We start from the raw sequence: 24,309 nt of genomic DNA, 5'->3' as shown, positions 1-24,309 counted from the left end.
GCAAGGGGAAGCCTTAGACACCCCGCAGACAGCTGAAATGGACTCGCGATCAATGTTCGACACGATGACAGTTACCAAGGCCGCCGCAGGCCTGTTCGGCACCTTCCTGGTGCTTCTTCTGGCCAAATGGGGGGCAGATGTTCTTTATAGTGTAGATGCCCATGGCGCCGAAGCCGCCTATGTCATCGAAACCGAAAGCTCGGGCGAAAGCGCCGACGGCGAAGAAGTGGTATTCGAGGACATGCTGGCAGCCGCCGATCCTGAAAAGGGTGCGAAGGTATTCCGCAAGTGCACCGCCTGCCACAAGCTGGAAGACGGCGCCAACGGCACTGGCCCATATCTGTACGCGATTGTGGATCGTCCGGTTGCGTCCGCCAAGGGCTTTACCGGCTATTCCGCATCCATGCAGGCCCATGGCGGCAACTGGACGCCAGAGGCGCTGGATGCCTTCCTGACAAGACCCAGCAGCTACATTTCAGGCACCTCGATGAGCTTTGCCGGCCTGAAGAAGCCGCAGGAACGTGCCGACCTGATTGCCTATCTGCAGACCATCGGCAACTGATCGGCCCATCGGATGAACCGATTTCAAAGCCGCTGCCCCGTGCAGCGGCTTTATTTTTTGTCTAAGGACAACTTCACAATCCGTTCACGCGTTCTAAACTTGCAACTTACAGTTCTGGCCTTTTAGCTGTCGGTCACAACAATGAAGACGGAAACGACCAAGAGGATGAGCACCATGAAATCCCTTCTGTCCAGTAATCGCAAATTGCACGTCCGGTCCTGGGCTGCTGTTCTGGGGGTTTCTGCCGCTCTGGTCGTGGGCGCCGCGAATCTGGCCGGGGCCGTTGAGGAGGGCGTGACGCGCAGCCACGGGTATTCCTATTTTGGCAATCTCGACTACCCGCCCGATTATCCGCATCTGAACTATGTCAATCCCGAAGCCCCCAAGGGGGGCGAGCTGTCGCTGGCAGGGTCCGGCACCTTCGACTCGCTAAATCCTTATTCGCGCAAGGGCCGCGCCGGGGCGCTGACATCGATCCAGTATGATGCGCTGATCGACAGCGCGTCAGACAGTGTGGGGCAGTATTACGGTCTGCTTGCACACAGCATGGAGTATGATGAAGGGCGCAATTACGTGATTTTCCACATGCGACCGGAGGCGACGTTTTGGGATGGAACACCGGTGACGGCCGAGGATGTGGTCTACAGCCATCGCCTGTTCATCGAGCAGGGGTTGCCATCTTATGCGCAGGCCGTCGGTCGCATGGTGACAGGGGCCGAAGCGCTGGACGATCATACGGTGAAATTTTCCTTCAGCCCGGAAGTGACGCGCCGCGGGCTGATCGAAACGGTCGGGTCGACGCCGGTATTCTCGAAAGCCTGGTTCGAGGCTGACGAATCCCGCCGTCTGGACGAGCCCCGGCTTGAGGTTGCCGTGGGGTCCGGGCCTTACAAGCTGGACAGTTTCGACATCAACCGGCGCATCGTCTACAAACGCCGGGACGATTACTGGGGCAAGGATCTGCCGATCAACGTTGGCCGCAACAACTACGACACCATTCGTATCGAGTATTTCGCCGATCAGACTGCCGCTTTCGAGGGGTTCAAGGCCGGTGAATACACCATGCGGATCGAAAGTGACCCCAAGCTTTGGGCCTCGAGCTATGATTTTCCGAAGCTGACCCAAGGCACGGTTGTCCGCGATGAGATTGCGGATGGCAGCCCGCCGACGCCTTCCGGGTTTGTGTTTAATCTGGGCAAACCGCAATTCGAAGACAAAAAGGTGCGGCAGGCGCTGGCGCTGGCCTTCAACTTTGAATGGGCCAATGAATCGCTGATGTTCGGCTTGAACGCACCGCGCAATTCCTTTGTTCAGGACACCCATATTGAGGCCAAGGGGCCGCCGGAGGGGGCTGAACTGGCCTTTCTGGAAAGCCTTGGCGATATCGTGCCGGATGAGGTCCTGCGCGAACCGGCCCTGGTGATGCACGAATCCAGTTCGGCGCGCCTGAACGATCGGCGAAACATGCGGGCGGCTTCGAAGCTGCTGGATGAGGCTGGCTGGCCGGTTGGAGATGGCAATCTGCGCCGGAACGAACAGGGTCAGACTCTGAAGGTGAACATTCCCTATTCTTCCAGCATTCCGACCTCGACCGCGACGATGATCGAGACTTTTGTTCAGAACCTGCAGGCCACTGGTGTGGATGCAACGGCGGAAAAGGTGGATCCGTCGCAATACACGCTGCGCCGGCGCGAGCGGGACTATGACATGATCCATTCCACCCAGTACGGGGCATTCCTGTCCACGGGTGGCGGGCTCAGCCAGATGTACGGCTCGAAAGAGGCTGCGTTCAGCCTTTTCAATCCGGCCGGTCTGGCCAGCCCATTGGTGGATGCGGTGATCGAAGCCTCGTTCGATACCACGAATCAGGCAGAACAGGACGCCGCGTTGATGGCGCTTGACCGCGTGTTGCGTTATGAGTTCTTCGTGATCCCGGATGGATACGTTGCGGACTATTGGACGGCTTACTACGACATGTATGAATACCCGGAAAACCTGCCTCCATTCAGCCTTGGTTATCTGGATTTGTGGTGGATCAATCCGGAAAAAGAGGCGGCTCTGAAAGCGAAAGGCGCGCTGCGATAACATGGGCGCGTATATTCTAAGACGCCTGTTGCTGGTCATTCCGACCCTTCTGGGCATCATGATCGTCAACTTCACGCTGGTGCAGTTCGTGCCGGGCGGGCCGGTTGAACAGATCATCGCCCAGATCGAAGGGCAGGGCGATGTGTTTGCCGGATTTGCAGGCGGTGGCGATGCTGGGGCGGCCTCGGAACCTGCCGGGGGCGCCTTTGACGACAAATATGTCGGCGCGCGGGGGCTGCCGCCCGAATTCATTGCTGAACTGGAGAAAGAGTTCGGCTTCGACAAGCCTCCGCTCCAGCGCTTTCTGAGCATGATGGGCAACTACCTGACGCTGGATTTCGGCGAGAGCTATTTCCGGTCCATCAGCGTCATCGATCTGGTGCTGGAAAAGATGCCGGTTTCGATCTCGCTGGGTCTTTGGTCGACCCTGATCGCCTATCTGGTGTCGATCCCGCTGGGCATCCGCAAAGCCATCAAGGACGGATCGACCTTTGATACCTGGACCAGCGGAACCATCATTGTGGCCTACGCCATTCCCGGTTTCCTGTTCGCCATCCTGCTGCTGGTGTTGTTTGCGGGCGGATCCTACTGGCAGATATTCCCGCTGCGGGGGCTGACATCGGATAATTGGGACAGCCTCAGCCTGATTGGCAAGATTGCGGACTATTTCTGGCACATTGCCCTGCCGATCATTGCGCTGACGATTTCGGCGTTTGCAACGCTGACGCTGCTGACCAAGAACTCGTTCCTGGATGAAATCAAGAAGCAATATGTGATGACCGCCCGCGCCAAGGGCCTGAGCGAGCGCAAGGTTCTGTACGGTCATGTGTTCCGCAATGCGATGCTGATCGTGATTGCGGGCTTTCCGGCGGTGTTCATCGGGGTGTTCTTTGGCGGCTCGATCATTATCGAGACCATATTCTCGCTGGACGGGCTGGGCCGCTTGGGGTTCGAGGCCGCGGTGGCGCGTGATTACCCGGTGATATTCGGCACGCTGTTCATCTTTGGTCTGATGGGGCTGGTGGTCGGCATCATCAGCGATTTGATGTACGTGGTGGTCGACCCGCGCATCGATTTCGAAAAGCGGGAGGGGTAAATGGCGCTGTCCCCTCTCAACCAGCGCCGCTGGCGCAACTTCCGGCGCAACGGTCGCGCGTTCTGGTCGCTGATCATCTTCTCGGTACTGTTCGGCCTGTCGCTGTTCGCCGAGTTCATCGCCAACGACAAACCGATTCTGGTGAAATACCGGGGCGAGTTCTTCACGCCGGTGTTCAATTTCTACGCCGAAACCGAATTTGGCGGGGATTTTCAGACCGAAGCCATCTATCGCGATCCCGAAGTGCGATGCCTGATCGACAGCGGCGGGCTTGATCAGTGTTTTGACGATCCCGAGCGGATCATCGAAGAGATCGATGCTGGCACTTTTCAGGCGGACGGGTTCGAGCGGGGCTGGGCGATCTGGCCGCCGATTCCGTACTCCTACAACACCAGCGTTGACCGGCCGGGTGCGGCACCCCTGCCGCCGAACGGGCAGAATCTGCTGGGCACCGACGACACCAAACGTGATGTTCTGGCGCGCGTAATCTACGGGTTCCGACTGTCGATCCTGTTCACGCTGGTCGTCACCGGCGCGGCCAGCCTGATCGGGGTGTTTGCAGGGGCCATCCAGGGCTATTTCGGCGGCTGGCTGGATTTGATCTTTCAGCGGATCATCGAGATCTGGTCCGCGACACCGTCGCTCTATGTCATCATCATCATGTTTGCGGTTCTGGGACGAAGTTTCTGGTTGCTGGTCATCCTGATGATCCTGTTCAGCTGGACCGGTTTGGTGGGCGTGGTTCGGGCGGAATTTCTGCGTGCGCGCAACCTTGAATATGTCCGCGCTGCCAAGGCGCTTGGCGTCGGCAACATGACGATCATGTTCCGGCACATGTTGCCCAACGCGATGGTGGCCATGCTGACCTTCATGCCATTTATCGTGACGGGCACCATCGCGGGGCTGGCCAGCCTTGATTTTCTGGGTTTCGGCCTGCCGTCCTCTGCCCCGTCACTGGGCGAACTGACCTTGCAGGCAAAACAGAACCTGCAGGCGCCGTGGCTGGCCTTCACCGCGTTTTTCACCTTTGCCATCATGCTGTCGCTGCTGGTCTTCATCTTTGAAGGCGTGCGGGATGCGTTTGACCCCAGAAAGACGTTTTCATGAGCTTGTTGGATGTGAATAACCTCAGGGTCTCGTTCCGGCAGGACGGGCAGGTTTCCGCGGCGGTCAGGGGTGTGTCCTTCACTGTCGACCGGGGCGAAACGGTCGCGCTGGTTGGGGAATCGGGCTCGGGCAAGTCTGTCACGGCGCTGAGCACGGTTTCGCTTTTGGGTGACAGCGCGATTGTCGAAGGCTCGGTCACGTATGAAGGTCAGGAAATGATCGGCGCGTCCGAGGACCGGCTGATGGATGTGCGCGGCAACGATATCAGTTTCATCTTTCAGGAGCCGATGACCTCGCTCAATCCGCTGCACACGATCCAGAAGCAGATGGCCGAGTCGCTGGCCCTGCATCAGGGCGTGACCGGTGACGAAGCGCGCGAGCGGATTGTGGAACTGCTGATCAAGGTTGGCATCCGCGACCCGAGGGATCGGCTGGACAGTTATCCGCACCAGTTGTCCGGCGGACAGCGCCAGCGGGTGATGATCGCGATGGCGCTGGCCAACAAGCCGGACATCCTGATCGCGGATGAGCCGACAACCGCGCTGGATGTCACAATTCAGGCGCAGATCCTGGAGTTGCTGGCTGACCTGCAGAAATCGGAAAACATGGGGATGCTGTTCATCACCCACGATCTGGGTATCGTGCGGCGGATTGCCGACCGGGTGTGCGTGATGAAGGACGGTGAGATTGTTGAAACCGGCGAAACCGCCGAAATCTTCGACAACCCGCAGCATCCCTACACGCGCAAGCTGCTGGCGGCGGAACCGTCGGGCGAACCCGATCCGGTGGCCGCCGATGCCGAGGAAGTGGCGCGGACGAACCACCTGAAAGTGTGGTTTCCGATTCAGCGCGGTTTCTTCAAGCGGACAGTGGGCCATGTAAAGGCCGTCAACGACGCGACGCTGTCGGTGCGCGCGGGTGAGACGCTGGGGATCGTGGGCGAAAGCGGGTCGGGCAAGACGACGCTGGCGCTGGCGATCATGCGGCTGATTGCCTCTGAAGGCGGGATTACATTCCGCGATCAGGACGTGCGCCGCTGGTCCACGCGTGAATTGCGCCGCCTGCGCAAGGATATGCAGATCGTGTTTCAGGACCCGTTCGGCAGCCTCAGCCCCCGCATGACCTGCCAGCAGATCATTGCCGAGGGCTTGGCGATCCACAACGTTGATCCGCATCGCGCACCGCGCGAACTGGTGGCCGAGGTGATGGCCGAAGTCGGTCTGGACCCGGCGGCGATGGACCGGTATCCGCATGAGTTTTCCGGCGGTCAGCGCCAGCGCATCGCCATCGCGCGGGCCATGGTGCTGCGGCCCAAACTGCTGGTGCTGGATGAGCCGACCAGCGCGCTGGACATGACGGTGCAGGTGCAGATCGTCGATCTGCTGCGCGATCTGCAAAAGAAATACGGGCTGGCCTATCTGTTCATCAGTCACGACCTGAAGGTGGTGCGCGCCATGTCCCACAACGTCATCGTCATGCGAAATGGCGACGTGGTCGAGATGGGCCGGGCCGAGGACCTGTTCGAGAATGCCCAGACCGATTACACCCGAGAACTGATCGCGGCGGCGGGCTGAAAGCAGCCCGCCACGTTGCGTCAGGCGTTGGCCGTTTCACGCGATGCCGATTTCGGCACCGGTCCGCGCAGTTCTTGATAGTGATCGAAGCTCAACTTGACCCAGCCAGTACCGCGCGTGGCACTGGCAAGGGTGCGGTGTAGCTCATCTTCGGCCACGGCGGGAAGCTGGGCGTTGAAGATCTCCCAGCCCGAGGCGTTGGGGTTGCCTTCGAAACCCAGAACCTGCCCCTGTAGCGAGCTGATCGTCGGCACCAGGTCGCCCACAAAATCCGACGGCAGGTGGATCTCGGCATTCAGGATCGGTTGCAGGACAACGGGTTTGCCCTGCGGCAGTGCCTCGCGCACGGCATTCTTACCGGCTGTGCGGAAGGCATAGTCCGAACTGTCCACGTTGTGGTGCTTGCCATCGCTCAGCGTGACTTTGACATCGACAACGGGAAAGCCTTCGGGGCCTTCAACCAGCGCGTCTTTCGCGCCGTGTTCAACCGACGGAATGTAGTTCTTTGGGACCGCGCCGCCTTTGACAACCTCTTCGAACTGAAAGCCCGATCCGCGCGGCATGGGCGCGACAGTGATTACGACATCAGCGAACTGACCGGCACCGCCGGACTGCTTGCGGTGTCTGTGACGATGTTCAACCGGTGTCCGAATGGTTTCGCGATAGGCAGTTTCGACCTGATCCGCCTCGATTTCGATCCCGAAGTCTTCTGCCAGCTTGGCGGTGACGCGCCGCATATGCTGAGGGCCCTGCGAGCCCAGAATCGCGTGACCGCTCAGTTCGTCCTGTTCGAGGGTCAGGCCGGGATCGATTTCGACCAGGCGGCTCAGCGCGTTGGACAGGCGTACGTCATCCCGTTCATGCGCCGGTGAGACGATCTGCCGATGCGCCGCGGGACGCGAGGTGGCCCAGTCTGGCAGAGGCGTGGCGGAGGAACTGTCGTAAATGTTGCCCGGATTGAGGTGATCGGACTTGACGGCGAGACCGATCTGACCGGCCTCAAGCGCGCCGATCTGGGTCTTGGCGTCCAGCGTGGTCAGGTTGCCGACGGTTTCGCCGCCCAACGCTTCATGCGCGGTGACGCCTTCGCCAAGGCCGCGCAGCACGATGATCTTGCCAATGTGTTTTTTCACGTCGGCGAACCCGGCAATGGCGCGGGCATTGTCTGCGGCCTCATCCCGCCCGGCGGCGATGTCGAACTCGGGCGCTTCGTGGCGCAGGGCTTTCATCAGGCGGGTCAGGCCGTTGCCGTGGCTGGCGGCGCCCAGGCAAGCGGGGATCAGCTGGTGGTTCTGCAGAACCTGTGCAGCCAGTTCAAAAACCTCTTCGTTGGGAGGCTGCTTGTCTTCAATCAGCTGTTCCAGCAGCTTGTCGTCGAAGTCGGACAGGGTTTCGAGCAATTCCGTGCGCGCTTCCTGTTCGCGGTGCTCGACCGATTGAGGCAGTTCGATCAGGGCCGAGGGCTGGCCTTCCTGATATTTCCACGCCCGCTCGGATATCAGATCAACTGCGCCGATAATGGCCTCGCCGTCGCGAATGGGCACCTGCCGTAGCGCGATATGATGGGTGCAATAGGTTTGCAGGGCCGCGATGATATCGCGGATGCGGCCGTTGGGGTTGTCCATCCGGTTGATGAACAGGAAGCAGGGAATCCCGGCTTCTTCGACCAGTCTGAGATAGGGGGCGCACAGCACTGCGGCGTCCGGGTCGGGCGGAACCACCACAACCGCCGCGTCCGAGATTGCCATTGCAGGACCGACATAGGCCAGGGAATCCCCGCCGCCATCCACGTCGATGGCGCACCATGGCTCGTCCAAATAAGAAAAACCGTGCAGATGCACGGTTCCGGATACGTCGAATGTTGTTGGCCGACCATCAAGGCGGCTGATGGCCTCGACCAGGGTGGATTTGCCCGATTGACTGGGGCCGAGGACGGTGAAAACGCGCATGAGTGCTGTCCCTCTTTCAGGTTTAAGAACGACTGCGCGATATCGGCTGCCTTGCGCTGACGCGCAGGGGTCAATTGCCTGAAAACGGATCTGCCTCGGGGTTGGGGCGGCTTGCCGCCCGCGTTCTTAAGTTTGCGGAATACCCCCTGTCTGCGTCAACCCCCCCTCTGTCCGAAGTCAATCAGATGGCCGAACTGTGGCCTGCCTTGCTGAGGTCATAGGCGTCAAAGCTGCGGGCGATCATCCGGGTCAAGGCACGGGCCTCGGGCGGTATGAAAAGACCGTCCCCGGTCACCTGCAGCAACCCGTCGAACGCATGGTTGGCCGTGTTGAACATGCCCTGCAATTCCCCGACCGAGATGTCGTGGTCACGCAGGATTTCAGCCGAATCGATCCGGAAATCACACATCAGCGCCTCGATCAGGCGGGCGCGCAGGATGTCCTGCCCCTTGAACAGGTGCCCGCGCGAGGTCGAGAACTGCCCGTTCCGGATGGCCTTGGTATGCGCTGACGTTGCTGGCGCGTTCTGGGCGTACCCTTGCGGAAACTTTGAGATCGAGCTGGCACCAACGCCGATCAGAACCTCGGCCTGATCGTCGGTATAGCCTTGAAAGTTCCGTTTGAGCTTTCCGGTCTGCAGTGCACGGGTCAGCCCGTCATCCTGCGTCGCGAAATGGTCGATACCAATCTCGGCGTAATCGTCCCACATGAACAGGCGGCGCGCGGTGTCGAACAGGTCAAGCCGCTGTTCCGGCGTCGGCAGCGCGTCCGAGGGGATAAGTTGCTGGCGTTTGGCCATCCAAGGCACATGGGCATAGCCATAGAGCGCAACGCGGTCCGGGCTGAGCGACAGCAGCTTTTGTACGCTTTCGGTCATCCGGGTCTTGGTCTGATGCGGCAGCCCATACAGGATATCGGCGTTCAGGCTGGTGATGCCGCGCGCGCGGATCATGTCGATTGCTTTGCGCGTGGTGTCATAGCTTTGGATGCGGCCGATGGTTTTCTGGATTTCGTCGTCGAAATCCTGCACCCCGATCGAGGCGCGATTCATGCCGGCCTCGGCCAGGGCGTCCAGCCGTGCTTCGTCGATTTCGTTCGGGTCGATCTCGACCGAGAACTCGGCGTCCGGGCCCAGCGGCACGATGTCCAGAATCCGCGCTGCCAGATCGCGCATCAAATCGGCGTTCAGCAGGGTTGGCGTGCCGCCGCCCCAGTGCAGCCGCGACAGGGTGACGCCCTCGGGCAGGCGCGCGGCCAGCAGATCAAGCTCGGCCTTCAGAACGTCAACATAAGCGATGACGGGGTTGTCGGTCTGTGTCCCCTGGGTCCGGCAAGCGCAGAACCAGCACAGTCTGCGGCAAAAGGGGACATGGATGTAAAGGGACACGGCGCTTCCGGGCTGAATGCCCGAAATCCAGTCGCCAAACATGCCTGATCCCACATCGTTGCTGAAGTGGGGCGCTGTCGGGTAGCTTGTGTAACGCGGAACTTTAGCGTCAAATAGTCCAAGCTGTGCTAATTGTGGTTTCACTATCATGGCGATACCGTTAAGGGACGGCCTTCAACAAGACCTTGACTGAGATCAAGTGGAAACGCGAATGAACTTGAATTCCCAATTTGACCACTCGAATTGTGCGGACTGCCCGATCCGGCACCGTGCCGTGTGTGCCCATTGCGAACCCGATGAGCTTGTGGAACTGGAAGAGATCAAGTTCTACCGCAGTTTCGAGGCCGGGCAAACAATCATCTGGTCGGGCGATCAGATGAATTTTGTCGGCTCCGTGGTTTCGGGCATCGCCTCGCTGACGCAGACAATGGAGGATGGCCGGACCCAGATGGTGGGCCTGTTGCTGCCCAGCGACTTTGTGGGCCGTCCGGGACGCGAAACTGCGCCCTATGACGTTCAGGCCACAACTGATCTGGTGATGTGCTGTTTCCGCAAGAAACCGTTCGAAGAATTGATGAGCACCACCCCGCATATCGCGCACCGGCTGCTGCAGATGACGCTGGATGAGCTGGACGCGGCCCGCGAGTGGATGCTTGTCCTTGGGCGCAAAACCGCGCGCGAGAAAATTGCCAGCCTGTTGTCGATCATCGCGCGGCGCGATGCTTCGGTGGCCCAGAAAAGCAACTCCGGTCCAATGGTGTTTGATCTGCCGCTCACGCGTGAGGCGATGGCGGATTATCTGGGGCTTACACTGGAAACGGTCAGCCGCCAGATGTCGGCGCTGAAAAAGGACGGCGTCATTACACTGGACGGAAAACGCCACGTGACCATTCCGGACATGGCGCGCCTCATGGATGAGGCCGGCGATGATGCGGACGGCGGTTTTCTGGTCTGACACCCGATACGCAAAAGGAGATTCGGATGGAGTTCACCAGCCTGCTTGCAATGTTGTTCATCGGCGCAATCGCCGGATGGCTTTCAGGCAAGATCATGGAAGGCCGGGGTTTTGGCCTGTTCGGCAATATCATCATCGGGATCGTCGGCGCGTTTCTTGCGGGCGCGATTTTCCCGGCCTTGGGCTTTTCGGTTGGCGGTGGGCTATTCTCGTCGATCTTTTTCGCAACCATCGGTGCGGTGATCCTGCTGTTCGTGATCGGCCTGATCCGGCGCAACTAGTCTAGAATACTGCCCCGATGAAAGGGGCAGTATCTGCAAGCCGCACGTCTTTTCGGATCAATGGGCCAAAAAGACCGGCACAACGGATTGTTCCAGCATGTTCCGGGTGGCACCGCCCAAAATGGCCTCGCGGAACCGCGAATGGCCATAAGCGCCCATGACGATCAGGTCAGCCTCGGTATCGCCGGCATGGCGGTTGAGGATGTCCGAAACGCGGGTCATGGTTTTGCTCAGCACGTCAATTTCACATTTCACCCCGTGCCGGGCCAGCATTTGTGACAACAATCCGCCCGGGTCCGAGCGGTCTGGCCCGTGGCGCGGCGGATCGATGACGACGATGCGCACCAGGTCCGCCTGTTTCAGGAAGGGCAGGGCGCGGCGGATGGCCCGCATGGCCTCGACGCTTTCATTCCATCCGATCAGAACGGTTTTTGGTTTCTCGAACGGCGTCACATCATCGGGCACAACCAGAACCGGGGCGTGGCCTTCGAACATGGCGGCTTCAATGATGGGCTCGGCCTCGGCCGCGCGATCCTCGCCATAAGGCTGCGGCAGCACAACCAGATCGGAAAACCGTGCGCGATGGGCCACGTGGCGGCCGATATCGGCAATCTGGGCCACGCCGTTTTCCGCGGACCAGCGGATCCCGGTTTTGCCCAGGTAGTTCTTTGCATACTCCAGAACAGCGTCAGAATCGGCATTGGCGCGGCTGAGCGTCTCCTGAAGGATCAAGGCGTTTGCGCCAGCGTAATAGTAGCCGGTTTGGCTGCGATCAACGCCGAGACACAGCGCTTCGACATGTGCGTCCTGCGCGTTTGCCAGAGCTACAAGCTGGGCCAGTGCCGCGTTCGCCTGCTTTGTCTCTGTCATGACTGTTAGAAGGGATTTGTAAGCCATTTTGACCTCACTCGATGTGCGCGGGGGGCAAGCTGCGACCAGTTAACCCACTCAATTGTTTATCACTGCCACGGAAAACAGGTTATTGTCTTGACACAGATCAAAGCAGCTATGGCCCTTGTCAGACAGAACAGCGGCCAGTCAAATGGGTTTCGTGCGGCGTCAAGAATCGCACGGGGCATGCAAAGGGACGCAATATGTCAAATTACATCAAGCTGATCGTGCTTGGTCTGATCGTGATTTTTGCCGCGATCGGGTCCAACTATGCACGGGATTTGGCGTATCAGGTGCACGCGATTCTGGTGATGCTGATCGCCGTTGGATTGTTCATCTGGACGCTTAGAAACACAGATGAGCCAGATATTCTCGTAGACCGCTCGGCCGAGTACATGGATGACGTGATCCGCTATGGCGTGATCGCAACTGCCTTCTGGGGCGTGGTCGGGTTTATTGCAGGAACTTTCATTGCGTTTCAGCTGGCCTTTCCGGCACTGAATTTCGAATGGGCGCAAGGATATCTGAACTTTGGCCGTTTGCGTCCGCTGCACACCTCGGCGGTGATTTTTGCCTTTGGCGGCAACGCCTTGATCGCAACCTCGTTCTATGTTGTGCAGCGCACCAGCGCCGCGCGCCTGTGGGGTGGCAATCTGGCGTGGTTCGTCTTCTGGGGCTATCAGCTGTTCATCGTGCTGGCGGCAACCGGCTATGTCCTTGGCGGTACGCAATCCAAGGAATACGCCGAACCCGAGTGGTATGTTGACCTGTGGCTGACAATTGTCTGGGTCGCCTATCTGGCCGTTTATCTGGGCACGATCATCAAGCGGAAAGAGCCCCATATCTACGTGGCCAACTGGTTCTATCTGGCGTTCATCGTCACCGTCGCCATGCTGCACCTGGTCAACAACATGACCATCCCTGTCAGCATCTGGGGTTCGAAATCGGTCATAGTCTGGTCGGGCGTTCAGGACGCCATGATCCAGTGGTGGTATGGCCACAACGCCGTGGGCTTCTTCCTGACTGCGGGCTTCCTGGGCATGATGTACTACTTCATCCCGAAACAGGCCGAGCGCCCCGTGTTCTCGTACAAGCTGTCGATCATCCACTTCTGGGCGCTGATCTTCCTGTATATCTGGGCCGGTCCGCACCACCTGCACTATACCGCGCTGCCTGACTGGGCGTCGACGCTGGGTATGGTGTTCTCGGTGATCCTGTGGATGCCGTCCTGGGGTGGCATGATCAACGGTCTGATGACCCTGTCGGGTGCATGGGACAAGTTGCGTACAGACCCGGTGATCCGCATGATGGTGATCTCGGTCGGTTTCTACGGCATGTCCACCTTTGAAGGCCCGATGATGTCGATCCGCGCGGTCAATAGCCTGTCTCACTACACCGACTGGACCATTGGTCACGTGCATTCGGGCGCGCTGGGTTGGAACGGCATGATCACCTTTGGTGCGCTGTACTTCCTGGTGCCTGTCCTGTGGAAGCGGGAACGCCTTTATTCGCTGCAGATGGTCAGCTGGCACTTCTGGCTCGCGACTATAGGCATCGTGCTCTACGCCGCGTCGATGTGGGTGACCGGTATCATGGAAGGCCTGATGTGGCGTGAAGTGGATGCCAACGGCTTCCTGGTGAACTCGTTCGCCGACACCGTGGCCGCCAAGTTCCCGATGTATGTGGTGCGTGCTCTGGGTGGCGTTCTGTTCGTCGCTGGCGCTGTGATCATGTGCTACAACCTGTGGATGACTGTGCGGAAAGCGCCGGCCAAAGAGGCCAGCCTGACCGTTGCGGTCCCGGCTGAATAAGGAGGGCCGGAGCAATGGCAATTCTCGACAAACACAAGATCCTCGAGACCAACGCGACCCTCCTGCTGATCTTCAGCTTTCTGGTCGTGACCATCGGCGGCATCGTGCAGATCGCGCCCCTGTTCTACCTTGAGAACACCATCGAGAAGGTGGAGGGCATGCGTCCTTACACCCCCCTCGAGATGGCGGGGCGTGAGATCTACATCCGCGAAGGCTGCTATACCTGCCACAGCCAGATGATCCGTCCGATGCGGGACGAGGTCGAACGCTATGGCCACTACTCGCTGGCGGCTGAATCGATGTATGACCATCCCTTCCAGTGGGGGTCGAAGCGTACCGGGCCCGATCTGGCCCGCGTCGGCGGCCGCTATTCGGACCAGTGGCAGGTGGACCACCTGCGTGATCCGCAGTCGGTGGTGCCGGAATCGGTGATGCCGAAATACGGCTTCCTTGAGCATCGCAAGATCGATGGCAAATACATTGGCGACATCATGAAAGCGAATGCGATGGTCGGCACGCCCTACACCGACGAGATGTTGGAAAACGCGGTGGCGGACTTCCGCGCTCAGGCCGATCCGGACAGCGACTATGACGGGTTGCTGGAACGCTATGGTGACAAGGTCAACGTGCGCAACTTCGACGGTCAGCCCGAACTGACCGAAGCCGATGCGCTGGTTGCTTATCTGCAGATGCTGGGAACGCTGGTCGATTTCTCGACCTTCACCCCGGACGCAAGCCGCTAAGGGAGGATCGTGATGGAAGAGTACACCCTTCTCAGGCAGTTCGCGGACAGCTGGATGCTGCTTGTGCTGTTTGTCTTCTTTGTGGGCATCATCATCTGGGTTTTCCGCCCCGGTGCCAGCAAGGAATACAATGACACCGCCAACATCCCCTTCCGGCATCAAGACAAACCCGCCACATCCAAGGAGGCGCGGCAATGAGCAAGACACCTGAAAAACAGCCGGGTGATCCGAACACCACCGGCCACAGCTGGGACGGGATCGAGGAATTCGACAACCCGATGCCGCGCTGGTGGCTGTGGACCTTCTACGCGACCATCGTCTGGGGTGTGATCTACACGATCATGTATCCGGCATGGCCTCTGGTACAGTCAGCAACCGCCGGTGTCATGGGCTGGTCTTCTCGGGCGCTGGTTCAGCAGGAGATGGTTGCGTTCGAAGAAGCCAATGCGCCCTGGAACGCCAAGCTGGTGGAAACGCCGCTGGAAGACATCGCCAAGGATGCCGAATTGCAGCAATACGCCGTCAACTCGGGTGGCGCCGTGTTCCGCACGTGGTGCGCGCAGTGCCACGGCTCGGGTGCGCAGGGCGCGCCGGGCTTCCCGAACCTGCTGGATGACGCCTGGTTGTGGGGCGGTTCGCTTGAGGATATCGAGTACACTGTGGCCTATGGCATTCGAAACGAAGAAAGCGACGATGCCCGCTATTCCGAGATGCCTGCCTTTGGTGAAATCCTCGAAGCGGAAGAGATCACGCAGGTGGTTCAGTATGTCATGTCCCTGACCAACGCCCAGACCGACGATGCAGCGGCACAGGCTGGCAAGGTCGTGTTCGAGGACAACTGCGCGTCCTGCCATGGCGAGGACGGGACCGGCGACGTCACGCAAGGTGCACCGAACCTGACCGACGCGATCTGGCTGTTCGGCGGCTCGGAAGAGGCGCTGACAGAGACGGTTACCTACAGCCGCTTCGGAGTCATGCCCGCGTGGGAAAACCGCCTGACCGAGGCACAGATCCGCGCCGTGTCGGCTTACGTCCACCAGCTGGGTGGCGGTCAATAAAGATAAGTGAACACCTTCGGGCGGTTCGCCGCCCGAAGGCTTAGGCACCGGCTGTTCCATCTGTTCGCGCGTTTCCTGAACAGCCGGTGCCGACATTCCCGAGAATAGAACCAGGACCTGCCCGGGTCCAGTTTCCGGTGTGGCCATCTTCGTCGGATGTCACCGATTAACCTGCCGGTTTTCCGCTTTGCGGCCTATCCTTTCTTCGCTGAAACCGACCGAAAATGTGCTAGGTGTGACAAAAGGTGTCTGCCCGATGCGCATTTGACACATGTCAAAGTTGGTCAGCGCATGATCTGGGAAAAGACGCCTGATCAAAGCCAGACGTGGAGCCAGCCCGTGAGCGATTCCGACCCTGCCCCCAGCCTTTATGCAGCACGTGAGCCGATTTTCCCGCGGCGTGTGTCGGGTCCATTCCGTAACCTGAAATGGATCATCATGGCTGTGACCCTGGGGATTTACTACATCACCCCATGGTTCAGATGGGACCGGGGTCCCAGCCTGCCGGATCAGGCCGTGTTGCTGGATCTTGCGAACCGGCGATTCTATTTCTTCTGGATCGAAATCTGGCCGCACGAGTTCTATTTTGTCGCCGGCTTGCTGATCATGGCAGGGCTTGGACTGTTCCTGTTCACCTCGGCCCTGGGCCGGGTCTGGTGCGGATATGCCTGTCCGCAGACGGTTTGGACCGACCTGTTCATTCTGGTCGAGCGTTGGATCGAGGGCGATCGGAACGCACGTTTGCGGCTGCATCGGCAGAAGAAACTGGATTTCCGCAAGGCCCGCCTGCGGGCGACGAAATGGGGGGCGTGGTTTCTGATCGGACTGGCCACCGGCGGAGCCTGGATCTTTTATTTCGCGGATGCACCGACACTGGCGCGCGATCTGGTGACGGGCAACGCGCATCCGATCGCCTACACAACCATGTTGATCCTGACCGGCACGACTTTTCTGTTCGGCGGGTTTGCCCGTGAACAGATCTGCATTTACGCCTGTCCCTGGCCCCGTATTCAGGCGGCAATGATGGATGAAGACACGCTGGTCGTCGGCTACCGCGAATGGCGGGGCGAGCCGCGCGGCAAGGGCAAGCGGACCGCTGACACGGAATTGGGCGATTGTATCGACTGCATGGCTTGCGTGAATGTCTGCCCGGTTGGCATCGACATCCGCGACGGTCAGCAATTGGAGTGCATCACCTGTGCCCTGTGCATCGATGCCTGTGATGACATGATGGCCAAAATCGGCAAGCCGCGCGGCCTGATCGATTATATGGCGCTGAGCGACGAGGCGCATGAACGCTCGGGCCAGCCGGCCAAGAATGTTTGGAAGCACATCCTGCGCCCGCGCACGATCATGTACACCGCGCTGTGGGCGCTGGTTGGGTTCGGCCTGTTGTTTGCCCTGTTCATCCGTTCCGACATCGACCTGACCGTGGCGCCGGTACGCAATCCGACCTTTGTCACCCTGTCAGACGGCACGATCCGCAATACCTATGACGTGCGTCTGCGCAACAAACATGGCGAGGATCGGTTGTTTAAACTGTCCCTTACCGGAGACCCGGCCATGCGGCTGGAGATTGAAGGCACGATCATAGACACTGTGAATGTCAGCGCGGATACGGCACAATTGAGCCGCGTTTACATCACCGCCCTGAAGGACACCGACCCAGCCAACACCGACGCGACGCCGGTTCGTATCTGGGTCGAGGATCTGATCAGCGGTGAACGCGCGTACAAGGACACCACGTTCAACGGACGAGGGAACTGAGAATGGCAGAACGACAGTTTACCGGAAAGCACGCGCTGGCCGTGTTTGTCGCCGCCTTCGGCGTGATCATCGGTGTTAATCTTGTACTGGCCTACAGTGCGGTCAAAACCTTTCCCGGGCTCGAGGTCAAAAACTCGTATGTCGCCAGCCAGGAGTTCAACGAGCGTCTGCAGGAACAGCAGGCGCTGGGTTGGGACGTGCGGGCCGAGACCAAGGGCGGCTTGTTGATCCTGCACATCAACGACGCGCAAGGCGCGCCGGTCAGGGTCGATCAATTGCAGGCCGTTGTGGGGCGGGCGACCCATGTGCGCGAGGATTTCACCCCCGACTTTGTGTTTGACGGAACCGCATATTCCACCCCGGCGACCCTTGGCGAGGGCAACTGGAACATCCGGCTTGTCGCCAAGGATGGCGAAGGGGCGACCTTCTCGCAGCGTATTCCGCTTTACGTCAAAGGCTAGGCTGATGACGGCGCAACCCTCACCCGGAACCATGGCCTGTCCCGGCTGCGTCGCGGCCCCGGCCGAGCCTGCCCGTCCGTTTCCCGAGGATATCCAGATCGCCCTGTCCTTGCCGGGCATTCACTGTTCGGCCTGCATCTCGACGGTCGAGCGGGAACTGAACGCGCATCCGGGCGTCGAGGATGCGCGGGTCAACCTGACCCTGAAACGGGCGATGATTAAGGCCGCGCCTGACATCCGCGCCGCCGATCTGATCCCGGTGCTGGAACAGGCAGGTTTTGAGGCGCATGAGCTGGACACTGGTGCGCTGTCGCCCACGCAGACGGACAAGGCGGGCCGGGATTTGCTGATGCGGCTGGCGGTGGCCGGGTTTGCGTCGATGAACGTGATGCTGCTGTCGGTTTCCGTCTGGTCCGGGGCCACGGACGCGACGCGCGACATGTTCCACTGGATTTCGGCGGCCATTGCGTTGCCTGCCATCGCCTTTTCGGCGCAGCCGTTCTTCGCCAATGCCTGGAGCGCCCTGCGCGTGCGCCGTCTGAACATGGATGTTCCGATCGTGCTGGCCATCCTGCTGGCGCTGATCACCTCGCTTTGGGAAACTGCGCTGAGCGGCAAACATGCCTATTTCGACGCTGCGCTGACGCTGACATTCTTCCTGCTGGCCGGACGGTATCTGGATTATCGCACGCGCGCCGCTGCCCGGTCCGCGGCCGAGGAACTGACGGCGCTTGAGGTGCCGCGCGCCATCCGGCTGGTCGACGGCACGGAAGAGGAAGTGGCCGTCGCGACGCTGGCCGTCGGTGACCTGATCCTCGTTCGGCCCGGTGGCCGTATGCCCGTGGACGGAGAGATCGTTTCGGGCCGGTCGGAACTTGACCGCTCGTTGCTGACCGGGGAAACCCTGCCGGTTTTTGCCGAAGCCGGGCTGACTGTCAGCGCGGGCGAGGTCAATCTGACCGGTCCGCTGACGATCCGGGCGACAGCGGTGGGCGAGGACACCTCGCTGCACCGGATGGCCGATCTGGTGGCCATCGCTGAATCGGGGCGCTTACGATACACGTCGCTGGCGGACAAGGCGGCCAAGCTGTATGCGCCGGGGGTTCACATCCTGTCGGCGCTCAGTTTTCTGGGCTGGTACATCTATTCCGGCGATATCCGCACCGCACTGAACATCGCGGCGGCGGTTCTGATCATCACCTGCCCCTGTGCGCTGGGGCTGGCGGTGCCTGCGGTGACGACGGCGGCATCGGGGCGGCTGTTCCGCAAGGGAATGCTGATCAAGCACGCCACAGCGCTGGAGCGTCTGGCCGAGGTGGACACTGTTGTCTTCGACAAGACCGGCACGCTGACATCGGGTGCGCCTGAACTGACCAATCTGGCGGATCATACCCGTTCCGATCTGGAAGTTGCGCTGGCGCTGGCCGAGGCGTCGGCGCATCCGCTTTCCGTCGCGCTGGCCAAAGCGGCGCGTGACGCGGGTATCAGGCCGGCCTGCCTTGACGCTGTGGTCGAAGTGCCAGGTTTTGGCACCGAAGGCGAACATAAAGGACAGCGCGTTCGGCTGGGCCGGGCGAATTGGGTCGGAGCCGAACCCGGCACCCAGACGTCAGCATGGCTTGCGGTCGGGAGCTGTAAACCCGTGCCGTTCGTGTTCGCGGACGCTCTGCGACCGGGCGCGGCCAGCGCGGTTGAGGCGTTCAGGAAAGCGGGCAAGGATGTGATCCTGATTTCAGGCGATACACGGGCTGCAGTGGAAAAGCTGGCTGGAAATCTGGGTATCGCAAACTGGGTGGCCGAAGCGCTGCCACAGGACAAGGCGCAGCGTGTTCAGGACCTGCGCGACAACGGGAAAAAGGTTCTGATGGTGGGGGATGGCCTGAACGATACCGCCGCCCTTGCGGCGGCGCATGTGTCGATCTCGCCCGCCTCGGCGCTGGATGCGGCGCGGGTTGCCTCGGATATCGTGCTGTTGGGCAACGACTTGTCGCCCATCGCCGATGCCTGCGACACGGCCACAAAAGCGACCAGACGGATTCGTGAAAACTTCCAGATCGCAACCGTGTATAATGTCATCGCGGTGCCCCTGGCGGTGGCCGGGCTGGCGACGCCACTGATCGCGGCGCTGGCGATGTCGACCTCGTCCATCACCGTGTCCCTGAACGCTTTGCGGCTGAGGTGATCTGATGGAAGTTCTGGCCTATCTCATTCCGATTTCGCTGCTTTTGGGCGGTGTCGGTCTTGTAGCCTTTGTCTATACCGTGCGGTCGAACCAGTACGACGATCCCGAAGGCGATGCCCGGCGGATTCTGAGCGACGAATGGGACGACAAGCCCAAGCCCTAACCGCCCTTGAAATTGCCGCAATGCCCGGCTATGTCGGGCGCATCCGCTAGCAGAGAGACAAAGCCTCATGGCCACCACAAACCCGATCCAGTTCATCCAGCAGGTCCGTGCCGAAGTATCCAAGGTCGTCTGGCCGACCCGGCGCGAGGTGCTGTTGACCACGGTCATGGTGTTCATCATGGCGGCGCTGACGGCCGTGTTCTTTGCGCTGGTGGATCTGGGCATTCGCGGCGGGCTGCAGTTGATTCTAGGCGCGTTCAGCTAAGACGGGACGGGCAGTGCGGAAACGCGGCTGCCCCCTTGCGCCGCGCGCAATGTCAGAGTAGTTCACGCGGAACTATCCGGAATGGGCGTGCGGCGATTCGGGCTGCGCGCCGCTTTTTGTTCCGGGTCTCGTGACAGAATTTCAATGACGGTACATCCGGATGTGCGGATGCGACCTAAGGCAAACAAGGACGGCAGGTTCATGGCGAAACGGTGGTACTCGGTCAGCGTTCTTTCGAATTTCGAAAAGAAGATCGCAGAGCAGATCCGCACGTCGGTGGCCGAGCAGGGCCTTGAGGACGATATCGACGAAGTTCTGGTGCCCACCGAAGAGGTGATCGAAGTGCGCCGGGGCAAGAAGGTTACGACCGAGCGCCGCTTCATGCCCGGCTATGTGCTGGTGCATATGGAAATGTCAGATCAGGGCTATCACCTGGTCAACTCGATCAACCGCGTCACCGGTTTCCTGGGTCCGCAGGGCCGCCCGATGCCGATGCGCGACGCCGAGGTGAACCAGATTCTGAACCGTGTTCAGGAAGGTGAAGAAGCGCCCAAGCTGATGATCACTTTCGAGATCGGCGAAAAGGTTAAGGTCAACGATGGCCCGTTCGAGGATTTCGACGGCATGGTCGAAGGCGTGGACGACGAGAACCAGAAGCTGAAGGTCTCGGTCTCGATCTTTGGCCGGGAAACCCCGGTCGAGCTGGACTTCACGCAGGTGACCAAGCAGAGCTGACAAGCTCGCCAACGCGTTTCGAAGCGCCGCGATGCCCTGGGCAACGTGGCGCTTTTTTGTTGTGCCGGGCCAGTGAATCAGGCCCAGGCAAAAACTGCAGGTTACTTCCCCGGCAATGAAAGCGCTTTTCGGTTATGGTCGGCCGGGGATCAGTTGTTGTTCCTGAAGAACCGTCAGAATGTCGAGAATGGTCGAAGGGCTGACATCCACCGATCCTTCCAGAAAAACACCAAGCCCACCCTCTCCGATCTCCTTTGGACCGCCATTGTCGTAAGTGGGGTCAAGGGACGCGAGTTCGGGGGGTAATTCCGGGCACAAGGGGGTTTCGTTCAATACAAGGTCAACAGCGGCCAGCATAAGTTCCTTGGCAGACTCGAGCGTGTCGTCCTCCAGAAGCTGTTCGCGCTGTTCTTCCGGGGCCGCAAGCGTCAGATCGATGAGTTTGAAGTAGGCACAATTGTCACGCAGTTCGACGGTCGCTTCGGTGGCCATGTTCGCTTGGATTGCCCTTTTCTGTTCACCCCGCTGAAAGTCGCGTTCACTCGTCCGGCTGCATTCGAAAATCGTGATGGTCACGTCTCCATCCAGATCGATCGCATCGTCCAGTGCTTGCAGGCTCAAATCGTCCAGGCGCACTTGCAGACCACAGTTGTCGATTATGGCATTGTCCGCCAATCGCTCGGGCACCGTTTTCTGGATTTCGCGCAGATCGAGAAGGGCGCCCACCCCGATCCGAGTGGGCGCAACAGCGCTCAGGCTCAGATCAAGCTTGTATGGCAGTTCCGTTTCCCGGACCTGCTGGGTTGCATCGATGACAAAAGTCACTTCCTGTGCGCTGGATGATTGGGCACCCAGCGCAGCGGCCATCAGGGCCGGGAAAACCAACCAACGTCTCATTTGGCAAACTCCAATACGCCAAGGTCCTGCAGCCCACCAAGGACTTTGACGATGGTCTCTGCGCTGACATCAGCCGATCCGGTGATGGCTGCGCCCAGCCCGCCGGGCGCAATCTCGCGCGTGCCTCCGGATTCGTAATTCGGGTCGAGAACCGTGAATTCCTCGGGCAAGGGCGGACAGACCGGGTTGGCAGCCAAAAACTCGCCACCCTTTTCAAGGACGGCTTCATTAATGCGGCTGGTCAGGCCGAAGAGGTTTGAGACAGCGCCGATGAACCCGCGCGGGTTCAGATCAACGTCTTCGATACTGAATGTAAGGCACTGGCCTTTCACCTCTGCCTTGGCGACCGCAACCGCGTCCACGGTTCCCCCGAAATAACGAAAGCCCGGTTCCTGGCGCCGGTTGCAGGTTGTAAATCGTGCACGTGCCGAGCCTTCGACCCTGACGGTGTCATCATTGGCGGTGACATCCCGGATCTCGAGGTAGATTTGGCGCTTGCAGCTTTCTTCAAGCGGGCCCGTCAGTATCTGGGGGGCCTTTTCCTGCAAGCCACGCAAGTCCATGAACGCCCTCAACCGCAAGCGGGTAGGGCTGGCTTCTTCCAGGCCGCTGTAGACCGTGAAAGGCACCGGAATGTCGCGAACGGGGACTTCCTTGGTGAACTTGATCTGAAACCGACCGGCGTAACTGGCAGGGTCGATCCCTGTTGCGCCGAAGGAAGCTGTGCTGTTGGTGCCGTCGGTTTGGGTTGCCGATCCAGACCCTTCGCCCTGATCCTGAGCCCTGCTGCCACAGCCCGGCAGCATGGCAAAAAGAACGCAGATCAGTAATCCCTTGTTCAGCCGAGATGATCCCATCCCTGACCACCTCTTTTGTGTCCAAGTTTCACCAAGATACCCACCTGCGTCTCCGACGCAACTTATGTATTCAATAAAATCATTTTGTTCCGTCAGTTCCCTGGCCTCACCGAAGCCCGACCGGTATACAACTGGGTCACTTGGGAATAGGGTGCCAGCCACTTGCCAACCCCTCCGTTCCGCTGTACATGCCGCCTCTATCGTCTTCGGGCGAGATTCTCTCGTGGGAGATTGCAGGGATCGCGATCCCGGATCGGACCACGCAACATAATCTGGGTGAGACGCGTTTCACCTAAGTTGAAAGGAAAACCAAATGGCCAAGAAGCTTGCTGGTACAATGAAGCTGCAGGTTCCTGCAGGTCAGGCGAACCCGTCGCCGCCAGTTGGTCCGGCGCTGGGTCAGCGCGGCATCAACATCATGGAATTCTGTAAGGCGTTCAACGCCAAGACCGCAGACATGGAGCCCGGCGCTCCGTGCCCGACCGTGATCACCTATTATCAGGACAAGTCCTTCACCATGGACATCAAGACGCCACCCGCGTCTTACTACCTGAAAAAAGCGGCTGGCCTTAAGCCGGTTGGCAAGCGTAACCGTCCCCGCGGCGCGGAAAATCCCGGTCGTGAGACCGTGGCAACCGTGACCTCGAAGCAGGTTCGTGAAATCGCCGAAGCCAAAATGAAAGATCTGAACGCCAACGACGTCGAAGGCGCAATGCAGATCATCCTGGGCTCGGCCCGCTCCATGGGCATCGAGGTGAAATAAGATGGCAAAACTCGGTAAACGTACCCGCGCTGCGCGCGAAGCTGTCGCCGGCAAGGAAAACCTGTCGGTCGAAGAAGCCGTTGCCCTGGTCAAAGGCAATGCTACCTCGAAATTCGACGAGACCATCGAAATCGCTCTGAACCTGGGCGTTGACACCCGTCACGCAGACCAGATGGTGCGCGGCGTTGTCGGCCTGCCGAACGGCACCGGCAAAGACATGCGCGTTGCTGTGTTCGCACGCGGCCCCAAGGCTGACGAAGCGAAAGAGGCAGGCGCAGATATCGTCGGTGCAGAAGACCTGATGGAAACCATTCAGGGCGGCACCATCGATTTCGACCGTTGCATCGCAACCCCGGACATGATGCCGATCGTTGGCCGTCTGGGTAAGGTTCTGGGCCCCCGCAACCTGATGCCGAACCCCAAGGTCGGCACCGTGACCATGGACGTGAAAGCAGCCGTGGAAGCAGCCAAGGGCGGTGAAGTTCAGTTCAAGGCGGAAAAAGGCGGCGTTGTGCACGCCGGTGTTGGCAAAGCGTCGTTCGACGAAGCCAAGCTGGTCGAAAACGTCCGCGCATTTGTCTCGGCTGTTGCCAAAGCCAAGCCGTCGGGCGCCAAAGGCACCTACATGAAGAAAATCGCGCTGAGCTCGACCATGGGCCCGGGCGTGACTGTTGATGTTGCGCAGGCTTCGGGCGAATAAGCCTCAGCCTCTGCAAAAGC

Annotated in this window: 24 protein-coding genes; 19 read left to right on the top strand and 5 right to left on the bottom strand. The window is 59.9% G+C overall.

From position 1 onward, the window contains the following. The first annotated feature begins 52 nt into the window (after positions 1–52). The 5 genes from ACR0J8_RS20705 (at position 53) to ACR0J8_RS20685 (ending at position 6,424) form a co-directional block, all read left to right on the top strand. Complete coding sequence (locus ACR0J8_RS20705; RefSeq protein ID WP_170613798.1) at positions 53–562, top strand: c-type cytochrome; 510 nt, start codon at positions 53–55, stop codon at positions 560–562. 174 nt (positions 563–736) lie between these two features. Then, positions 737–2,647, top strand: a complete 1,911-nt coding sequence (locus ACR0J8_RS20700) for an extracellular solute-binding protein (RefSeq protein WP_480526863.1) — start codon at positions 737–739, stop codon at positions 2,645–2,647. Between the two features lies 1 nt (position 2,648). Next, entirely contained in the window at positions 2,649–3,743 is a 1,095-nt protein-coding gene (locus ACR0J8_RS20695; RefSeq protein WP_480526865.1) for a microcin C ABC transporter permease YejB, read from the top strand. After that, the gene (locus tag ACR0J8_RS20690; protein ID WP_170613606.1) at positions 3,744–4,850 is read left to right on the top strand and encodes an ABC transporter permease; all 1,107 of its coding nucleotides are present in this window, start codon (positions 3,744–3,746) and stop codon (positions 4,848–4,850) included. Then, positions 4,847–6,424 (top strand): ABC transporter ATP-binding protein, encoded by a 1,578-nt coding sequence (locus tag ACR0J8_RS20685; RefSeq protein WP_321251197.1) that lies wholly within the window; start codon positions 4,847–4,849, stop codon positions 6,422–6,424. Before ACR0J8_RS20690 ends, ACR0J8_RS20685 begins: the two co-directional genes overlap by 4 nt. 20 nt (positions 6,425–6,444) lie before the next feature. Here ACR0J8_RS20685 and ACR0J8_RS20680 read toward each other — a convergent pair whose 3' ends face one another. Then, the gene (locus ACR0J8_RS20680; RefSeq protein ID WP_480526866.1) at positions 6,445–8,373 is read right to left on the bottom strand and encodes an elongation factor G; all 1,929 of its coding nucleotides are present in this window, start codon (positions 8,371–8,373) and stop codon (positions 6,445–6,447) included. A gap of 181 nt (positions 8,374–8,554) precedes the next feature. Continuing rightward, entirely contained in the window at positions 8,555–9,910 is a 1,356-nt protein-coding gene (hemN, locus tag ACR0J8_RS20675) for an oxygen-independent coproporphyrinogen III oxidase (protein ID WP_480526867.1), read from the bottom strand. Between the two features lie 61 nt (positions 9,911–9,971). On the opposite strand from hemN, the gene fnrL reads away from it, so the two are divergent. Then, positions 9,972–10,715, top strand: coding sequence for a transcriptional regulator FnrL (gene fnrL / locus ACR0J8_RS20670; RefSeq protein WP_170613598.1), 744 nt, complete (start codon positions 9,972–9,974; stop codon positions 10,713–10,715). Positions 10,716–10,741: 26 nt separating this feature from the next. Then, positions 10,742–10,996 (top strand): GlsB/YeaQ/YmgE family stress response membrane protein, encoded by a 255-nt coding sequence (locus tag ACR0J8_RS20665; protein WP_170613596.1) that lies wholly within the window; start codon positions 10,742–10,744, stop codon positions 10,994–10,996. Positions 10,997–11,053: 57 nt separating this feature from the next. Here the strand turns inward: ACR0J8_RS20665 and ACR0J8_RS20660 are convergent, their stop codons facing one another. Continuing rightward, entirely contained in the window at positions 11,054–11,893 is an 840-nt protein-coding gene (locus ACR0J8_RS20660; protein WP_170613594.1) for a universal stress protein, read from the bottom strand. Positions 11,894–12,090: 197 nt separating this feature from the next. Between ACR0J8_RS20660 and ccoN the strand changes: the two genes are divergently transcribed. From ccoN to nusG, 10 genes are all read left to right on the top strand, one after another. Next, complete coding sequence (ccoN, locus tag ACR0J8_RS20655; RefSeq protein WP_170619174.1) at positions 12,091–13,698, top strand: cytochrome-c oxidase, cbb3-type subunit I; 1,608 nt, start codon at positions 12,091–12,093, stop codon at positions 13,696–13,698. 14 nt (positions 13,699–13,712) lie between these two features. After that, positions 13,713–14,441: a cytochrome-c oxidase, cbb3-type subunit II gene (gene ccoO / locus ACR0J8_RS20650; RefSeq protein ID WP_170613590.1), complete on the top strand. Its 729-nt coding sequence runs from the start codon at positions 13,713–13,715 to the stop codon at positions 14,439–14,441. Between the two features lie 12 nt (positions 14,442–14,453). After that, positions 14,454–14,639, top strand: coding sequence for a cbb3-type cytochrome c oxidase subunit 3 (locus tag ACR0J8_RS20645; protein ID WP_170613588.1), 186 nt, complete (start codon positions 14,454–14,456; stop codon positions 14,637–14,639). Further along, on the top strand, positions 14,636–15,499 hold the full coding sequence (gene ccoP / locus ACR0J8_RS20640; RefSeq protein WP_321251211.1) for a cytochrome-c oxidase, cbb3-type subunit III: 864 nt from the start codon (positions 14,636–14,638) through the stop codon (positions 15,497–15,499). Before ACR0J8_RS20645 ends, ccoP begins: the two co-directional genes overlap by 4 nt. A 339-nt stretch (positions 15,500–15,838) precedes the next feature. Further along, on the top strand, positions 15,839–17,266 hold the full coding sequence (ccoG, locus tag ACR0J8_RS20635; protein WP_170678426.1) for a cytochrome c oxidase accessory protein CcoG: 1,428 nt from the start codon (positions 15,839–15,841) through the stop codon (positions 17,264–17,266). Positions 17,267–17,268: 2 nt separating this feature from the next. Further along, a complete protein-coding gene (locus tag ACR0J8_RS20630) occupies positions 17,269–17,727 on the top strand; it encodes a FixH family protein (protein ID WP_480526870.1) in 459 nt (152 codons plus the stop codon). Positions 17,728–17,731: 4 nt separating this feature from the next. Continuing rightward, on the top strand, positions 17,732–19,909 hold the full coding sequence (locus tag ACR0J8_RS20625; RefSeq protein WP_480892034.1) for a heavy metal translocating P-type ATPase: 2,178 nt from the start codon (positions 17,732–17,734) through the stop codon (positions 19,907–19,909). A 4-nt stretch (positions 19,910–19,913) separates the two neighbouring features. Beyond that, positions 19,914–20,072, top strand: a complete 159-nt coding sequence (gene ccoS / locus ACR0J8_RS20620) for a cbb3-type cytochrome oxidase assembly protein CcoS (protein ID WP_170613579.1) — start codon at positions 19,914–19,916, stop codon at positions 20,070–20,072. Positions 20,073–20,139: 67 nt separating this feature from the next. Further along, positions 20,140–20,337 (top strand): preprotein translocase subunit SecE, encoded by a 198-nt coding sequence (gene secE, locus ACR0J8_RS20615; protein WP_050605011.1) that lies wholly within the window; start codon positions 20,140–20,142, stop codon positions 20,335–20,337. Positions 20,338–20,538: 201 nt separating this feature from the next. Then, on the top strand, positions 20,539–21,072 hold the full coding sequence (gene nusG / locus ACR0J8_RS20610; RefSeq protein WP_170407498.1) for a transcription termination/antitermination protein NusG: 534 nt from the start codon (positions 20,539–20,541) through the stop codon (positions 21,070–21,072). A 132-nt stretch (positions 21,073–21,204) separates the two neighbouring features. Here nusG and ACR0J8_RS20605 read toward each other — a convergent pair whose 3' ends face one another. After that, positions 21,205–21,969 (bottom strand): hypothetical protein, encoded by a 765-nt coding sequence (locus tag ACR0J8_RS20605; RefSeq protein WP_480526873.1) that lies wholly within the window; start codon positions 21,967–21,969, stop codon positions 21,205–21,207. Then, positions 21,966–22,826, bottom strand: a complete 861-nt coding sequence (locus ACR0J8_RS20600; protein ID WP_480526874.1) for a hypothetical protein — start codon at positions 22,824–22,826, stop codon at positions 21,966–21,968. The genes ACR0J8_RS20605 and ACR0J8_RS20600 overlap by 4 nt, the downstream gene beginning before the upstream one ends. A 313-nt stretch (positions 22,827–23,139) precedes the next feature. Between ACR0J8_RS20600 and rplK the strand changes: the two genes are divergently transcribed. Continuing rightward, positions 23,140–23,589, top strand: a complete 450-nt coding sequence (gene rplK / locus ACR0J8_RS20595; protein ID WP_010440985.1) for a 50S ribosomal protein L11 — start codon at positions 23,140–23,142, stop codon at positions 23,587–23,589. A 1-nt stretch (position 23,590) separates the two neighbouring features. Further along, entirely contained in the window at positions 23,591–24,289 is a 699-nt protein-coding gene (gene rplA, locus ACR0J8_RS20590) for a 50S ribosomal protein L1 (RefSeq protein WP_170678416.1), read from the top strand. The last annotated feature ends 20 nt before the right edge of the window (positions 24,290–24,309 follow it).

It is taken from the genome of Ruegeria sp. N11 (assembly GCF_056531525.1).
The sequence above is the reverse complement of the archived record's forward strand: the minus strand, read 5'-3'. Positions and strand labels throughout refer to the sequence as shown.

Excerpts from the sequence above, each read along its gene's own strand:
- ACR0J8_RS20600 (WP_480526874.1), bottom strand. The coding sequence starts at position 22,826 with ATGGGATCATCTCGGCTGAACAAGGGATTACTGATCTGCGTTCTTTTT.
- ACR0J8_RS20660 (WP_170613594.1), bottom strand. The coding sequence starts at position 11,893 with ATGGCTTACAAATCCCTTCTAACAGTCATGACAGAGACAAAGCAGGCG.
- ACR0J8_RS20665 (WP_170613596.1), top strand. The coding sequence starts at position 10,742 with ATGGAGTTCACCAGCCTGCTTGCAATGTTGTTCATCGGCGCAATCGCC.
- nusG (WP_170407498.1), top strand. The coding sequence starts at position 20,539 with ATGGCGAAACGGTGGTACTCGGTCAGCGTTCTTTCGAATTTCGAAAAG.
- ACR0J8_RS20605 (WP_480526873.1), bottom strand. The coding sequence starts at position 21,969 with ATGAGACGTTGGTTGGTTTTCCCGGCCCTGATGGCCGCTGCGCTGGGT.
- ACR0J8_RS20630 (WP_480526870.1), top strand. The coding sequence starts at position 17,269 with ATGGCAGAACGACAGTTTACCGGAAAGCACGCGCTGGCCGTGTTTGTC.
- ACR0J8_RS20625 (WP_480892034.1), top strand. The coding sequence starts at position 17,732 with ATGACGGCGCAACCCTCACCCGGAACCATGGCCTGTCCCGGCTGCGTC.
- ACR0J8_RS20700 (WP_480526863.1), top strand. The coding sequence starts at position 737 with ATGAAATCCCTTCTGTCCAGTAATCGCAAATTGCACGTCCGGTCCTGG.
- ACR0J8_RS20685 (WP_321251197.1), top strand. The coding sequence starts at position 4,847 with ATGAGCTTGTTGGATGTGAATAACCTCAGGGTCTCGTTCCGGCAGGAC.
- ccoS (WP_170613579.1), top strand. The coding sequence starts at position 19,914 with ATGGAAGTTCTGGCCTATCTCATTCCGATTTCGCTGCTTTTGGGCGGT.
- rplA (WP_170678416.1), top strand. The coding sequence starts at position 23,591 with ATGGCAAAACTCGGTAAACGTACCCGCGCTGCGCGCGAAGCTGTCGCC.
- secE (WP_050605011.1), top strand. The coding sequence starts at position 20,140 with ATGGCCACCACAAACCCGATCCAGTTCATCCAGCAGGTCCGTGCCGAA.
- ccoO (WP_170613590.1), top strand. The coding sequence starts at position 13,713 with ATGGCAATTCTCGACAAACACAAGATCCTCGAGACCAACGCGACCCTC.
- hemN (WP_480526867.1), bottom strand. The coding sequence starts at position 9,910 with ATGATAGTGAAACCACAATTAGCACAGCTTGGACTATTTGACGCTAAA.
- ccoP (WP_321251211.1), top strand. The coding sequence starts at position 14,636 with ATGAGCAAGACACCTGAAAAACAGCCGGGTGATCCGAACACCACCGGC.
- ACR0J8_RS20690 (WP_170613606.1), top strand. The coding sequence starts at position 3,744 with ATGGCGCTGTCCCCTCTCAACCAGCGCCGCTGGCGCAACTTCCGGCGC.
- ACR0J8_RS20645 (WP_170613588.1), top strand. The coding sequence starts at position 14,454 with ATGGAAGAGTACACCCTTCTCAGGCAGTTCGCGGACAGCTGGATGCTG.
- rplK (WP_010440985.1), top strand. The coding sequence starts at position 23,140 with ATGGCCAAGAAGCTTGCTGGTACAATGAAGCTGCAGGTTCCTGCAGGT.
- ccoN (WP_170619174.1), top strand. The coding sequence starts at position 12,091 with ATGTCAAATTACATCAAGCTGATCGTGCTTGGTCTGATCGTGATTTTT.
- ACR0J8_RS20680 (WP_480526866.1), bottom strand. The coding sequence starts at position 8,373 with ATGCGCGTTTTCACCGTCCTCGGCCCCAGTCAATCGGGCAAATCCACC.
- fnrL (WP_170613598.1), top strand. The coding sequence starts at position 9,972 with ATGAACTTGAATTCCCAATTTGACCACTCGAATTGTGCGGACTGCCCG.
- ACR0J8_RS20705 (WP_170613798.1), top strand. The coding sequence starts at position 53 with ATGTTCGACACGATGACAGTTACCAAGGCCGCCGCAGGCCTGTTCGGC.
- ACR0J8_RS20695 (WP_480526865.1), top strand. The coding sequence starts at position 2,649 with ATGGGCGCGTATATTCTAAGACGCCTGTTGCTGGTCATTCCGACCCTT.